The organism is Flagellimonas crocea (assembly GCF_033441595.1).
In the GTDB taxonomy this organism is placed as follows: Bacteria; Bacteroidota; Bacteroidia; order Flavobacteriales; family Flavobacteriaceae; genus Flagellimonas; species Flagellimonas crocea.
Map to the genome: position 1 here is coordinate 916,634 of NZ_JAUZVX010000001.1, position 15,434 is coordinate 932,067.

Consider the following 15,434-nt stretch of genomic DNA (forward strand, 5'->3'; position numbering starts at 1 on the left):
AAATGGTTGAATGGTTGGGTTGATGGTAAAAGTGCAAGCGATGGTTCGGTTGTTGGATTTTTGGTAATTGTTCATTGTTTGTTGCTCATTGTTCATTGTAATTGAAACTTAAATCTAAACCCCGACTTCCGACTTCTTTTACCTAACTTGTTAGCTCATACCGACCATGAGAAAAGCACATGAAAAAAATCACATTCCTGACCCTGATTTCACTGATCATAGGTAACGCATCGATAGCGCAAGAATACCAACCAACCCAAGAAAACCTCGAAAACAGGGAGTGGTTTCAAGACGCAAAGTTCGGGATGTTCATCCATTGGGGTGTGTATTCCGTTTTGGGCGTGCACGAATGGGTCATGGAAACCCAATCCATCGATAAGGAGACCTACGGAAAAATACCCGCGTTTTTCAATCCCACGGAATTTGATGCCGAGGCATGGGTGCTATTGGCCAAATCCGCAGGCATGAAGTACATCACCATTACCACCAAACACCACGATGGCTTTGCCATGTTCGATAGTAAATTGACGGACTGGGACATTATGGACAGGACGGTCTACAAAAAAGATATCATCAAACAAATGGCCGAAGCCTGCCGTAAACATGGACTAAAACTGTTCCTCTATTATTCCCAATTGGATTGGCACCACAACGATTACTATCCCAGGGGGGATACGGGCAAAAAAGCGGGAAGACCCAACAACGGCGACTGGGAAAACTATCTGGATTATATGAACGGACAACTTACCGAACTGCTGACCAATTACGGAGAGATCGGAGGTATTTGGTTTGATGGCTGGTGGGACAAAAAAGAGGCAGATTGGCAGCTTAGAAAAACCTACGACCTCATCCATCAACTGCAGCCGCAGGCCATGATAGGCAGCAATCACCACCAAGCGCCCAATGAAGGTGAAGATTTTCAAATGTTTGAAAAAGACCTCCCCGGTGAAAACAAAGGAGGCTTCAGTGCAGACTCCGAAGTGGGTAAATTACCCTTAGAAACCGCAGAGACCATGGCGCACCGATGGGGGTTTTCCCTGCAGGATAAAGCCTATAAATCCACAAAGGAACTGATTCAATATCTGGTAAAGGCGGCGGGCTACAATTCCAATTTTTTGCTGAATGTGGGCCCAATGCCCAATGGTAAGATTCAACCAGAATTTGTGAAGACCCTAGAGGTTATCGGGGAATGGACCGATACATATGGTGAAACCATTTATGGAACACGAGGTGGCCCCATTCCTCCACAAAGCTGGGGCGTATCCACCTACAAAGCGAATAAGATCTATATCCACATTATGGATTGGAAAACGGATAACTTCTTTTTCCCGACCATCGAGGGCAATATCAAAAGTGTGATTGATTTTCAATCCAAGAAAAAGCTAAAACATAATACCAACTCCTATGGCACACTGGTCGAGCTTCCCGAGAATCGGGATTACGATCAAGCAGATTTTGTCTTGGAAATCACTACAAACTAAAGTAAAGCGAAAGTTCAACAGGCGTATAACAGTAAATTGCATTTAATCAACTCATGGTCTTCGCCATTATGAGAACTACCGTTCGAAAAGAGTCTAAACCACTGGATTTGAACTAAATTCCAAAACAAAAAGGAAACCATAATCAATTTTATGCCTATTTTAGCCCCGGTCGGTAATACCCGACCATATTGCGCAGATTTTAGCCCCTTTTCAAACAACCACCTTTAGGTGTTTTTGCCATTGCATCACCCAATTGGCAAATAAATTATGTGTTTTAATTTTTAGTATTTGTTTCAAAATGAAAAGGGTCATCAAGCGTATTCTACTCATAATCGGTTTCTTGTTGTTAATCGTTGTCATCCAGTTTTTTGTGGTCAAGAAATTGGACGGAAACATAATGGAGTCCAAACTATTTGCCGACATTCCGGAACGTCCGGGAAATCCTATGGAACTGCCTTCCTTGTTCTTGGACAGCGCTCGGTTTTTTCTTAAACTCCCACTGCTCGAGAACGATACGGTTCTGGCTTATTGTGATACCGGTGGAGGCTTTTCAATGATACTTCCCAAAATCACCGAAAGAGAACATCTTGCAACGCATGTACGAACAGGACTTTTAAAAGGTGTCATGCCTTTTGACTATGTTTTATTCGACGATATTGTGACCGATTCCAAGTTGCCCCGCCCCTATCCCATGCGAAACTTTATTATCCGTACACCCTTTGCCCCGATAAAAAAGTCTTTTTTAATGATTCCTCCCATGGATGGTGAACTAAAAATGGTATCCGAAAAAATGCCGCAAATGGATGCTTTCCTTGGACAGGGATTTTTTATGGGCAAATCATGGACCATTGATTACTTAAATCAGGAGATTTGGACGAATACTCCGCTGGAAACAAGCGACTCTTCACATCCCGATGTTCAAAAGATAGGATTGAAGAAAAATGACCATGGGTCCATTATTTTTGGTCATCCCAGTATGGAAATCAGCGTGGACGATGAATCCATCGATGTCCTTTTTGATACAGGCGCCAGCTTTGTACTGTCGGATAACGGAAAAAAGTTATTGAACATCCAAAAAGAGACCATGGCAGGATCGTTCATTGCATCATCCATTTTTGATGAATGGAAAAGCAAACACCCTGATTGGAAAATCTATCCCACCTCCGACCTTGAAAGGGATATAATCGAAGTACCCTTGGTAAGGATTGGCACCCATGAAGTAGGCCCAGTGCTCTTTGCCAGACGAAATGATGAAATATGGTCCCAAAGTATGGTTCATTCCATGGACAAAGTGGTGAAAGGTGCCATTGGAGGTTCCCTGTTGAAACATTTTAAAGCGACCATAGATTATAACACGCAGTTGATAAAATTTGATGGAGCGCCTCCCGTGATGAACGATTCAATTGCCGGTACAGGAACAATGGAGTGAACATCATCCGCTAGTGGTTCGTCTCAAAGTTCCATTATGTAGGCAAACCATAATGACACTACTAGTGCTTTATCGGTTTACCCTTCAAATCAATCAATAAACCATCAAAATTCGCTACCTTCAAACTTTAAATAATTCCAACCTATGAAATTTCAAACAATTCTTATCGGGCTAGTTCTGCTGGCCAGTTATTCCTGTAAAACAGAACCAACCTCTTCCCTGGCCGATTACCAAGGAGAAGAAACCTACTCCGTGATCATCAGCGAGACCAAAGTAGGCTATCTGAAGGCTGAAACCTCTGGCGATACCATCAATATCGACTATGATTACAAGAACAACGGACGTGGCCCTACCATGAAAGAAACCATAGTGCTGAACGCCGAGGGCTATCCAGTACGTTGGGAAATTACCGGGAACACCACTTTTGGTAATGCCGTTGACGAAAAATTTACCCTCGAGGGCAATGAAGCCTCTTGGACCGATGCCACTGGTTCGGGAAGTGCTTCGGTGGATACGCCACAACTCTACGTAAACCAATTTGGCAGCCCCTACTCCGCTGTTTTGGCGGCCCGTTTATTGATGGATGCACCCGAAAATACCTTGCCCGTACTTCCTGCGGGGAACCTATCGCTGACCAAAATGGAAGACCTCACCGTTCCAAATGCATCGGGAGAGGGCGAACTGGGCTTGACCACCTACGCACTTTCCGGCGCCGAAATGAATCCTTCCTACTTTATCATGGATGATAGCGACCGCTTCTTTGCCTATATCTCTCCACGGTACATTGTGGTGCGCGATGGTTACGAAACCAAGGAAAAGGACCTGCGCCAATTGGCCGAAAACTATTCTGCAGAACGCTACGAAAAACTTCAAAAAGAGTACGCCCACAACTACGATAAAAAAGTACGTATCAAAAATGTGAAAGTCTTTGATCCGAAGACCTTATCCGTGACCGACCCTGTATCCGTAGTGGTGGAAGGTGAAAAAATAACGGCCATCGAAGCAGCCGATGCAACAGGAGATAACGAAGTGGTTATTGAGGGCAACGGTGGGACCTTGGTACCCGGATTGTATGAAATGCACGCCCACACCGGCGATAATGGTGCCCTGTTGAACATTTTGGCGGGAGTTACCTCTTTCCGCGATATGGGGAACAACACCGAAGTGCTGAACAGTCTTATCGATAAAATAAACTCGGGCATTTTAGCTGGTCCTCGTGTGACCCGACTTGGATTTATTGAAGGAAAAAGCCCATACAATAGCAATAACGGAATTTTGGTGGAGACCCAAGAAGAGGCCTTGGCCGCTGTGGATACCTACGATAGCCTAGGTTTTTATGGCGTTAAGCTCTACAATAGTATGAACGGCGAGTGGGCGCCCGCCATTGTAAAAAAGGCGCACGACCAAGGTTTGTTCGTAGCCGGGCACGTTCCTGCATTCTCCAATGCCAATGCCATGCTACGTGCCGGGTATGATGAAATGACCCACATTAACCAGACCATGTTGGGATGGGTACTAGAGCCGGACGAAGATACCCGTACCCTTTTGCGTTTGACCGCCATGAAGCGTTTCCCTGAACTAGATCTGGAAAGTGATAAGGTACAGGAAACCATGGACCTTTTTGTCGAAAACGAAACGGCAATGGACCCTACCTTGGCCATACACGAGCGTTTGATGCTTTCCCGTAACGGCGAGGTTACTCCCGGCGCACTGGATTATGTGGATAACATGCCCCCCAACGAGCAGCGTAGCCTAAAAGTGGCCTTGGCCCAGATTGCCGATGCCGAAGAGGACAAGGCATACCGCGAAGCCTACGATAAAATTGTAGAGACCCTTAAGATGATGAAGGACAAGGGCATTTTGATCGTGGCGGGAACCGATTTGGGCGGAGCCTTTAACCTGCACCGCGAATTGGAACTGTACACCGAACAATTGGGCTACACCCCTGCCGAAGTACTAAAATTGGCCAGCTACGACATGGCCGAGTACATGGGACACGAAAGTTTGGGAAGCATTGAGCCAGGAAAACTGGCCGATTTCTTCTTGGTCCCCGGCAACCCTGTCGAGGATATCAAGGCCATCAAAACGATTGCAATGGTGTCGCGAGGCGGAACTTTTTACTATCCTTCCGAGGTGTACCCTGCCTTTGGCATTACTCCTTTTACGGAAAAACCAGAGGTTAAGGAATAGCATCATAAAAATGATATACGAAAAGCCAGTAGCGAGTTGCTACTGGCTTTTTTTGTTTCCTAAATCCATAAAAATCATATCTTTAGAAAAACTAACCTCAAGTGTTCAGATTCTTTCGTACGGTTCGGCAACGTTTACTGACCGAAAATAAGTTCAGTAGATACCTGCTTTATGCCCTGGGCGAGATTTTTTTGGTGGTCATCGGTATTTTGATCGCTTTGCGCATTAACAACTGGAACGAAAGCCAAAAACTTTATCAGGAAGAAAAAGCCACCATTGCTGGCCTAAAATTGGAGTTTGAAAAAAACCTCAGCACCCTCAATGGGGACATTATGGCCATCCAGGGCGTCATCAACTCATGCAACAGCCTTTTGGACCATACTGGTCCCGATTACGAATACGGTACCTTAAAAAAGGTAGATAGTCTGGTGAGTATGACTTCCCGAATGTCCGTTTGGGACCCCAGCCTCTATACCTTGGGCAACATTAAGAACTCGGGGAAATTGTCCAACCTGTCCAATGAAGAATTGAAGATATTATTGATAGAATGGGAAACCTTTTATGCCAACTTACTGGATTGGGGCGATTTTTATGTGACTAGAGGAAGTAAATATTTTGATTTTCTCTTGGAGCACTCCCTGAACAGGAACCTTTTTTCGGGAACGCCGTTCCAACTCAGCCCCTCCAAATTTAAAAAGGACAACGAGGAGTTGTTGCGCAACCCTGAGTTTGAAAACTACCTTACCAATCGGGTTTTTATCAATGGGTTTATGTTGAATTATTACCAAGATGCCAAAGCTCGATTGACCGCCATTATTGAACAGTGCGAGACTTATGAGAATGTGCAATAAGAGTTCAATGTTCATAAAACAGCCCAATGGTTCTTTTGTCTTACTTTAAGAACCTCCAACGTCTCCGACCAAAGTAGCATAAATCAAAAAAAGACATTAAATGATGATACATTTTGGTATCTGTTTAGAAATTGATATAAAACACTTCATGTAACACTTCCCTGTTTTATGAGTAAATAGAATAAAGTGTAAAATCCATGAAAACTCCTATTTTTTTCAACTCTCTGCAATCTTTGCAAATAATTCAGCGCAGATTGTTCCCAACCATCCTTGTACTTCTTTTTACAAGTATCTATATGCATGGCCAAGTGACTGAAAACGGTGAAAAACCGATGGTGTTGCTGGCAAAAGCAATGATAGATGTTGAAAGTGGCACCACCATACGTAATCCCGCCATATACATTCTAAACGGGAAAATTGAAAAAATCGGTGACGGCCTTAAAATTCCAGACGGGTTTGAAATCATTGATATCTCGAATAAATACATCATTCCTGGTTTGATCGATGCCCACACCCACCTATGCCATGAATATCGTCGTGACCTTGATATAGTTCCTGGTTCCAATACCATCGCAGAAACCGTGTTACGTAGTGAGGGGGACCGCGCTTTGTTGGGTGCCAAAAATGCTCGAGAAATGCTCATGGCAGGCTTTACAACCGTTCGGGATTTAGGAAACTCAGGGATGGGGGCCGCAATATCCTTACGTAACGCAATCAATCAAGGTTGGGCGGTTGGACCACGCATGTTTGCATCAACCCGAGCTCTATCTCCAATCGGGGGACAATTTGTTACGATGACGTACGAGGCACAAAGTGCAATCATTCCAAAGGAATATGTTGCCATAAACGGTATCGAAGACGCTCGCAAAGCAGTCAGACAAGCCATATATGACGGTGCGGATTGTATCAAGGTAATCGTAAATAACAATTTTCTTGTGTTGAGCCAAGAAGAGTTGAATATGATTGTTGAGGAAGCGAACAGAGCAGGGCTTAAGGTAGCTGCCCATGCCACTCATGGAGATGGCCCTTCAATGTTGGCAGTCAAATCAGGTGTTAATTCCATAGAACACGGATATACCATTTCCAAAGAGGTTTTGGATATAATGGCAAATCAGGGAACATATCTAGTCCCCACCGACAGAATAGGCGTTAGAAGGTATCAACAACGAATACAAAGAGCGTTGCAAGCTGGGGTCAAAATTGCATTTGGATCGGACAAGTATTATCGCCATAATGAATTGACACGAGGACAACTTGCAGTTAGGACCTACCAATCATATAAAGAGGCAGGCATGACCAATTTACAAATCTTGCAATCTGCAACCATGCATCCAGGAAATCTTGTGTCAGGAAAAGAAAAAATCGGACTTATTCAAAGTGGGTATTTTGCGGATATAATCGCTTTGGATGAAAATCCATTGGAAAATATAGAAGCTCTTGAAAACGTGGTTTTTGTAATGAAAGAAGGGGAGATTGTAAAGAACATTACTGATTGAAAATCCATTCAAGATATTCAAATAAAGGCCTTGCTATCAAAGTCAGTAATTATATTTTAGTTAGTAATTCCGCCATCGTTGTGTAAACTCGAACACATGCTCCAAAATCTTGGCTTCGGTATCGTTAAATTCCATGTTGCGGCGCTTCATCATGGCCTCGGCCACTTCAAACGCCTTGTTGGTCTTAAATGTGGTGTACCCTGCCGTAGCGCCGCCCCAACTAAAACTGGGGATAAAGTTTCTGGGGAAACCGCTACCAAAAATATTGGCGCTCACCCCTACCACGGTCCCTGTATTGAACATCACGTTGATGCCACATTTACTATGGTCGCCCATCATCAGCCCGCAAAATTGAAGTCCTGTTTTGGCAAAACCTTCGGTTTTGTAGTTCCAAAGCCGAACTTCGGCATAGTTGTTCTTTAAATTGGAGGTGTTCGTGTCCGCCCCAATGTTGCACCACTCCCCTAGCACGGAGTTCCCCAAGAAACCATCGTGACCTTTATTGGAGTTGGCGAACAGCACGGCATTGTTAACCTCTCCGCCGAGCTTGCACCCAGGTCCCGCCGTAACCGCCCCATAGATTTTGGCTCCCATTTTTAAAATGGCACTTTCACAAAGGGCCAATCCACCACGGACCATACAGCCTTCCATCACTAGGGCATTTTTGCCAATGTAAATGGGACCTGTGGAGGCATTCAGAATGCAAAACTCCACCGAAGCACCTTCTTCGATAAAAATATTCTCGGGATTCTTTACTTGGTTGGTATCGGAAATGGGCTGGCTCGTTCTTCCCTTCGTAATCACATCAAAATCAGCCTGTAGCGCTGCTGCGTTATTGGAAAAGATATTCCATGTGTGTTTGATGGTCAGCACCTCTCCATCAAAAGGAACAGCGGTATATCCAGATTCCTCAAAACCTGTTTCAAGATCCTCAGTTACATAAGCAATGTAGCTATCGTCGCCTATCAAAGCTTCGCCCATCTTTAAACCATTGATGGCCTCCACCAAACTTTCATTGGGCAAATAGCTTCCATTGATCACGGTATTTTCCGCAGTGACCGTCAACGGGAATTTTTCCGAAAGGTATGCCTCGGTCTGATGGCTCACAGGAGCGTTCAGCCATTTCTCCCATTTTTCACTAATGGTCAAAATCCCCACCCGAATCTCGGATACGGGGCGTGTAAATGTAAATGGAAAAAGGTCTTCGCGGTGATTGCCGTCGGAAAGGATATAGTTCATAGCTCAGCTTTGAATAGTGTAAAAATAAAAAACGCCCTCGAAAAGTATCGAGAGCGTTCCTATATTTCGTTAAAAAGAATGACCTACTCGGTATCCTCCTCCTCTTTCTTGAATTTTTTGTACTTGTTCTTGAACTTATCGATCCTACCAGCGGTATCGACCAATTTGGTCTTACCAGTATAGTATGGATGGGAAGTTCTTGAAATTTCCAATTTTACCAAAGGATATTCAACACCATCAACCTCGATGGTCTCTTTCGCTTCAGCAGTGGACTTTGTAATGAACACATCCTCGTTGGACATATCTTTAAAAGCAACCAATCTATAGTTTTCTGGGTGTATATCTTTTCTCATCGTCTTAAATGCTTAATCTCAGAATTTTCAGGGTGCAAATTTAATGATTTCTTTGAGACCTCCAACTTAAAATCACTAAAAAAATAAAGTTAAATTTATCTGTAACAAATGTAGACATTCGATAACTAACCTTCTGTAAGCAACACTAATTTTAAAAATAATGGAAGAACAAACACCAAAAACCGGAAAATTTGCCCTTAACTACGGACTGTTGTTAGGGCTAATCTCTGTGGTGTTCGGCGTAATGCTGTACACCCAAAAAATGCACTACGAGACCAGCACAGCTGTTATCGTGATCTCTATTGTGATCTTGGCCGCGATCACCTTTTTTGCGGTCAACGCATACAAAAAGGCGAATGGGGGCTATTTGACCATTTCGGAAGCGCTAAAGGTCGCCGTTGGAATCGCTTTAATCGGGGCGGTAATCTCCTTGCTCTATCAATTTGTACTGACCAACTTTATTGAACCTGATTACATGGACAAGGTGATGGAAATCGCCAAACCAAAGGCCATGGCCCAAAACCCCAACATGACCGAGGAACAATGGGAACAAGGGGTGGAAATGCAAAAAAGCTTTGCTTGGATCCAGTATCCCGTGCTCTTGATCATGAACTGTGTGATCGGATTGGTAATAGGTCTGATTACCGGCTTGATTTTGAAAAAGTCCAAAGCCGATTACTAAAACAAAAAATACTACTTTTGAAAGGAATTCCAGAATCAAACAATGCAGATTTCCATTGTAATTCCTTTACTTAACGAGCAAGAATCGCTTAAAGAACTACATGATTGGATTGTACAGGTGATGCAATCCAATCATTTTTCTTATGAAATCATCTTTATCGATGACGGCAGTACAGATGCCTCTTGGAAAACCATCTCGGAGCTTTCCAAGGTCAACGAAAACGTGAAAGGCATTCGTTTCCTGAAAAATTTTGGCAAGTCGCAGGCCCTCCATGCCGGTTTCAAGGCCGCGGAAGGCGATGTGGTCATCACTATGGATGCCGACCTGCAGGACAATCCGGAAGAAATTCCCGAATTGTACCAAATGATCGTCCAAGAAGGCCGACAAGTGGTTTCCGGCTGGAAAAAGAAACGGTACGACTCTGTCATCACCAAAAACATTCCCTCCAAACTTTTCAATTGGGCGGCCCGTAAGACATCTGGGGTCAAACTCCACGATTTTAACTGCGGCCTCAAGGCTTTCGAGCAGCAGGTGGTAAAAACCATCGAGGTATCCGGCGAAATGCACCGATATATTCCCGTTTTGGCAAAAAATGCAGGCTTCTCCAATATCACCGAGAAAGTGGTGCAGCACCAAGCACGTAAATATGGTTCCACCAAGTTTGGGGTGGAACGGTTCATCAATGGATTCTTGGATTTGATCACCATATGGTTCGTATCCAAATTTGGCCGTAGGCCCATGCACCTATTCGGGGCTTGGGGCGTACTCATGTTCATTGTTGGTTTTGGTTTTGCCCTCTATTTGGGGGTAGATAAGTTATTTTTGAACCCGACCGGACGCTTGATTACACAACGCCCGCAATTTTACATCTCGCTCACTGCGATGATCATCGGTACCCAATTGTTTTTGGCAGGTTTTATAGGAGAGATCATGGTACGGTCCAGAAAAAACGATACCCGATACAACATCTCCGATAAAATCAACCTTTAAACTTCAAAACCCTTCAAACTTTTGTATTTTTAAGCATCTAAACAACAATAAACACTATGGATTCCATTTCAGCTACAGCGCAATCTTGGTTGACCGATTTTTTTGATGAGGACACAAAAAAGGAAATAAAACACCTCATGGAAAACGACCCCGAAGAGCTCAAGGAACGTTTTTACAAAGATTTGGAGTTTGGTACGGGAGGAATGCGCGGCGTAATGGGAGTCGGCACCAATAGAATCAATAAATACACCTTGGGCAAGAACACCCAGGGACTCAGCAATTATCTCAAAAAATCCTATACCGATGATGATTTAAAGGTCGTTATCGCCTACGATTGCAGGCATAACTCCCAATCGCTGGCCAATACTGTAGCAGAGGTTTTCTCCGCAAACGGAATCAGGGTTTATTTGTTTTCTGAATTAAGGACCACCCCGGAACTTTCGTTTGCCGTAAAGCACATCGGGTGTCACGCGGGAATCGTGCTCACGGCATCCCACAATCCACCGGAATATAACGGATACAAAGTATATTGGGCCGATGGCGGACAGATTGTACCCCCGCAGGACGGCGAGATCATCGCAGAAATCAATTCCCTTTCCTTTGAGGACATCAAATTTGATAAGAATGAGAGTCTGATACACTTTATTGATAGTGAAGTGGATGAAGCCTTTTTTGAAGCATCGGTAAAAAATGGAAGTTTCAATGCCAAGGGAAAAGATGATTTTAAAATCGTCTTCACTTCCTTGCACGGTACTTCTATCACCGCAATCCCTGAAGTTTTGAAGAGAGCCGATTACAAAAATGTGACCATCATAGAGGAGCAAGCAGAGCCCAATGGTGATTTCCCAACAGTGGAATCCCCCAACCCAGAAGAGCCCGAAGCATTGTCCATCGCCATTGCCAAAGCAGAGGAAATAGGGGCCGATATGGTAGTGGGTACCGACCCCGATAGTGATCGTTTAGGTATTGCCGTTCGCAATCTAGATGGCAAAATAGAACTCCTGAACGGGAACCAGACCATGGTTCTCATGACCAAATTTCTTTTGGACCAATACAAGGAAAAAGGATTTAAGGGCAACGAATTTATTGCCACAACCATTGTTTCCACACCCATGATGCAACAAATGGCAAAATCATACGGCGTGGAATTTAAGACTGCGCTGACCGGTTTTAAATGGATCGGTAAAATGATCAAGGATTTTCCAAGCTCCCACTTTATTGGAGGCGGTGAGGAAAGTTTCGGATATATGGTCGGGGATTTTGTACGCGACAAAGATGCCGTGACCTCAACCCTATTGGCTTGCGAAATCGCTGCCAATGCCAAAGCCAATGGAAGCTCTTTTTATAAAGATTTAATCGATGCCTACGTGGAATTCGGTTTTTACAAGGAAAAATTGATCTCCATCACCAAAAAAGGGATAAGCGGAGCAGAGGAAATCAAACAAATGTTGAAGGACTTCAAAGAAAATCCGGTCGACACCGTGCAAGGTTCCAAATTGCTTTACATTGAAGATTACAATACCTCTACCGTTAAAAATGTACAGACTGGTGAAGAGTTTACGCTCCATTTACCTAAATCGAACGTATTGATCTACGAAACAGAAGACGGAACCCGAATTGCAGCCCGACCCAGTGGAACGGAACCCAAAGTGAAGTTCTACATCAGCACAAATGCAAAATTGGACAAGCCCGAGGATTATAAATCCGTAAATTCGCAGTTGGAAACCAAAATAGAGGGTATCCTATCCGAGCTGAATTTATAAGTGAATGAACTACTTTAAAAAAATTCTCCGGTTTGCGGCACCATACCGCAGATACGGTATCCTGAATATATTCTTCAATATTCTATACGCATTGTTCAGTGCATTGTCCTATGCTGCACTTATTCCTATGCTTAATGTGCTATTTGACAAGACCAAGCAAATCAACGAGCCACCAGCGTATGAAGGTCTTGGCAAGCTCAAGGACTATTTTGAAGGCTACATGAACTATCAGGTAACCCAATATTCCGGGGACGACCCAATGAAGGGACTTATTTTGGCTGTTGGATTGATTTTGTTTTTATTCCTTTTCAAGAACATCTTTAATTATCTGGCCATGTACTTCATCACCTTTTTGAGGAACGGAGTGCTCAAGGATATCCGTAACAAGATGTACCAAAAAATTGTTGACCTGCCCATCTCCTATTTCTCTGAAAAGAAAAAGGGAGACGTTATTGCGAGGATCACATCCGATGTTTTGGAGATACAACACTCCTTCTTATCTATTTTAGAGTTGATAGTAAGGGAACCCTTGACCATTTTGTTTACAATCATTGTCATGTTTATCATTAGTGTTAAACTGACCATCTTTGTTTTCATATTTATTCCTATTGCTGGGATGATCATCTCCAGAATTGGAAAATCATTGAAGAAAAAATCTGATAGGGTACAAAAAGAACAAGGGGAATTTCTATCCATTGTTGAAGAAACATTGGGCGGACTGCGCGTCATCAAGGCTTTTAATGCGGAATCCAGATTCTATAAAATTTTCCAGCATTCCACCACTCGCTTTTTTAAATTTTCAAATTCATTGTTAAACCGCCAGAACCTATCCTCGCCGACCAGCGAATTCCTTGGAATCGTTGTTTTTGGCGTATTACTCTGGTTTGGTGGGCGCATGGTGCTCTTGGAGGGCACTTTGGACGCTGCCTCATTCATCTCATATATGGGTCTAGCGTTCAATATTTTAACACCCGCCAAAGCTATCAGCAAAGCTTCTTACGCCGTTAAAAAAGGGAATTCCGCTGCTGAGCGAGTTCTGGAGATACTCGAATCTGAAAATCCGATCAGGGATGTTGATGGCGCTAAGGAAAAAACGAATTTCAACTCCGGTGTAGAGCTCAAAAACATATCCTTCAAATACGAAAATGATTATGTCCTGAAAGACTTTAACCTAAAGGTTGACAAGGGCAAAACAGTGGCATTGGTAGGGCAATCAGGTAGTGGTAAAAGTACTGTGGCCAATTTAGTGACCCGTTTCTACGACGTTAACAAAGGTGAGATTTTGATAGATGGCACCAACATTAAAAACATTACCAAAAAATCACTACGTGGACTCATGGGATTGGTCACCCAGGACTCCATTCTTTTCAACGATTCGGTAAAAAACAACATAGCGCTTGGAAAGGAAAATGCCACGATGGAGGAAATTATGGAAGCCGCCAAAGTAGCCAATGCACACGATTTTATCATGGATTTGCCGAAAGGCTACGATACCAATATCGGCGATAGCGGAAACAAATTGAGTGGCGGACAAAAACAACGCTTGTCCATAGCACGTGCAGTCTTAAAAAACCCACCTATCATGATCTTGGACGAGGCAACCTCGGCCCTCGACACCGAAAGCGAACGATTGGTACAAGATGCATTGGAGAAAATGATGAAGAACCGAACTTCAATTGTTATTGCGCACCGATTGTCCACCATCCAAAATGCGGACACTATTGTGGTGATGAGCAAAGGAGAGATCGTGGAACAGGGCACCCACGAGGAGTTGATGAAGTCTGACAAAAATTACAAGAAACTTGTAGAGATGCAGTCATTTACTTCGTAAGAAGATGGACTCTTGGATTGTTGGAATCCTGTCTCCTAAAAAATCATTTAAAATCCAATCTCGCTATCCTATTATTCCCTGCTGCAAAGGCTGTCGAGTCATTTAAAAAGCGAATGGTGAAGAAAGGTTCCTCGCTCAACGCTTTCCAACTCTTGCCCCCATCGGAAGAATAGGAAATTCCCGTAAATCCGACCGCCACCAATGCTTCACCACCTGAATTGGGAACATATTGCACACAACTTTTATATCCAGGTTCCTGACCATCCGCAATCAATTGCCACGTTTTACCGCCGTCAACAGTTTTTATTTTGTTGGCTTTGTTGGAATCAGGTTTTGTGTAATCCCCACCAATGGCAAACCCGATGTTTTCATCAAAAAAGTCCATGGAATAGATGCCTTGGGTAGGTTCTTCCGAAATTATTGGGGTCTCTTGAATGTCCCAAGAAACTCCTTTATCCGCAGAAAAATAAATTCTTCCCTCAGTGGTACCTATCCAAACTTTATTTCCCTGTATGGCAATATTACTATTACTGGCCGCAAAGGCTCCCTCGCCCTCAATTCCATCAGGTAATTCCGAACATGCCAATTTGGTCCATGTAGTTCCCCCATCCCTTGTAATAAGTATGGAGAGACAACCCTCCACCGTATCGCCAACGGCAATACCTTCGGTATCGTTCCAAAAGGCAAGACTATCATAAAACACACCTTCGCCCTCTTCGGTATAAACCAATTCCATTTTTCCTTCGTCGCCAGTTTTGTACAACAATGCCGGGCTTTCAATGGAAAGCATAAAGAAATCTTCGGAAGTTCCACCCACCGCTCTAAAATTAGGCGTGATGGAATCATAATATTGAGTGTTGGCCCTTACCTTATTGGAGCTTACATCGACCGTACCGTACATCCCATTGCTACCTGCAAACGCTAATGTTCTACCATCCAAAAATGTGATTGCTCGGATACTCACAGAATCTTGAAAAACAGGAGTCACAGCTACAGATTGAAAAGGTTGTTTTTTAGGTTCTTGGGCACAAGAAAACAAAACCAAAACGGCTAAAAGGGGAAGAATCGACCTCATTATATTTATTTTCTTCAAAAGTAAGGAGAAATCATACCTTTGCAACCTTATTTT

The 15,434-nt window shown here is 43.5% G+C and carries 12 protein-coding genes; 9 read left to right on the top strand and 3 right to left on the bottom strand.

Features of this window, described 5'->3' with window-relative positions:
• The first annotated feature begins 179 nt into the window (after nucleotides 1–179).
• From SD449_RS04235 to SD449_RS04255, 5 genes are all read left to right on the top strand, one after another.
• Entirely contained in the window at nucleotides 180–1,481 is a 1,302-nt protein-coding gene (locus SD449_RS04235) for an alpha-L-fucosidase (protein WP_318308981.1), read from the top strand.
• Between the two features lie 298 nt (nucleotides 1,482–1,779).
• Nucleotides 1,780–2,910 carry a hypothetical protein gene (locus SD449_RS04240; RefSeq protein ID WP_318308982.1) on the top strand — a complete coding sequence of 377 codons (1,131 nt, stop codon included), beginning with the start codon at nucleotides 1,780–1,782 and terminating at the stop codon, nucleotides 2,908–2,910.
• A gap of 144 nt (nucleotides 2,911–3,054) precedes the next feature.
• A complete protein-coding gene (locus SD449_RS04245; RefSeq protein ID WP_318308983.1) occupies nucleotides 3,055–5,100 on the top strand; it encodes an amidohydrolase family protein in 2,046 nt (681 codons plus the stop codon).
• Nucleotides 5,101–5,201: 101 nt separating this feature from the next.
• Nucleotides 5,202–5,951, top strand: a complete 750-nt coding sequence (locus SD449_RS04250) for a DUF6090 family protein (protein ID WP_318308985.1) — start codon at nucleotides 5,202–5,204, stop codon at nucleotides 5,949–5,951.
• Nucleotides 5,952–6,148: 197 nt separating this feature from the next.
• Nucleotides 6,149–7,447, top strand: coding sequence for an amidohydrolase family protein (locus tag SD449_RS04255; protein ID WP_318308987.1), 1,299 nt, complete (start codon nucleotides 6,149–6,151; stop codon nucleotides 7,445–7,447).
• A gap of 60 nt (nucleotides 7,448–7,507) precedes the next feature.
• On the opposite strand, the gene SD449_RS04260 is transcribed toward SD449_RS04255, so the two are convergent.
• Nucleotides 7,508–8,686 (bottom strand): GlmU family protein, encoded by a 1,179-nt coding sequence (locus tag SD449_RS04260; RefSeq protein ID WP_318308988.1) that lies wholly within the window; start codon nucleotides 8,684–8,686, stop codon nucleotides 7,508–7,510.
• Nucleotides 8,687–8,769: 83 nt separating this feature from the next.
• A complete protein-coding gene (locus tag SD449_RS04265) occupies nucleotides 8,770–9,039 on the bottom strand; it encodes a type B 50S ribosomal protein L31 (RefSeq protein WP_318308990.1) in 270 nt (89 codons plus the stop codon).
• A 160-nt stretch (nucleotides 9,040–9,199) separates the two neighbouring features.
• Here SD449_RS04265 and SD449_RS04270 point away from each other — a divergent pair, with 160 nt between their 5' ends.
• From SD449_RS04270 to SD449_RS04285, 4 genes are read left to right on the top strand one after another with little or no spacing between them, the layout of a single operon-like run.
• Nucleotides 9,200–9,721, top strand: coding sequence for a DUF4199 domain-containing protein (locus SD449_RS04270; protein WP_318308991.1), 522 nt, complete (start codon nucleotides 9,200–9,202; stop codon nucleotides 9,719–9,721).
• Nucleotides 9,722–9,763: 42 nt separating this feature from the next.
• Nucleotides 9,764–10,711, top strand: a complete 948-nt coding sequence (locus SD449_RS04275; protein ID WP_318308993.1) for a glycosyltransferase family 2 protein — start codon at nucleotides 9,764–9,766, stop codon at nucleotides 10,709–10,711.
• Nucleotides 10,712–10,767: 56 nt separating this feature from the next.
• A complete protein-coding gene (locus SD449_RS04280) occupies nucleotides 10,768–12,474 on the top strand; it encodes a phospho-sugar mutase (RefSeq protein ID WP_318308994.1) in 1,707 nt (568 codons plus the stop codon).
• Nucleotides 12,475–12,478: 4 nt separating this feature from the next.
• On the top strand, nucleotides 12,479–14,305 hold the full coding sequence (locus SD449_RS04285) for an ABC transporter ATP-binding protein (protein ID WP_318308996.1): 1,827 nt from the start codon (nucleotides 12,479–12,481) through the stop codon (nucleotides 14,303–14,305).
• Nucleotides 14,306–14,348: 43 nt separating this feature from the next.
• Here the strand turns inward: SD449_RS04285 and SD449_RS04290 are convergent, their stop codons facing one another.
• The gene (locus SD449_RS04290; RefSeq protein WP_318308998.1) at nucleotides 14,349–15,380 is read right to left on the bottom strand and encodes a WD40/YVTN/BNR-like repeat-containing protein; all 1,032 of its coding nucleotides are present in this window, start codon (nucleotides 15,378–15,380) and stop codon (nucleotides 14,349–14,351) included.
• Nucleotides 15,381–15,434: the final 54 nt, after the last annotated feature.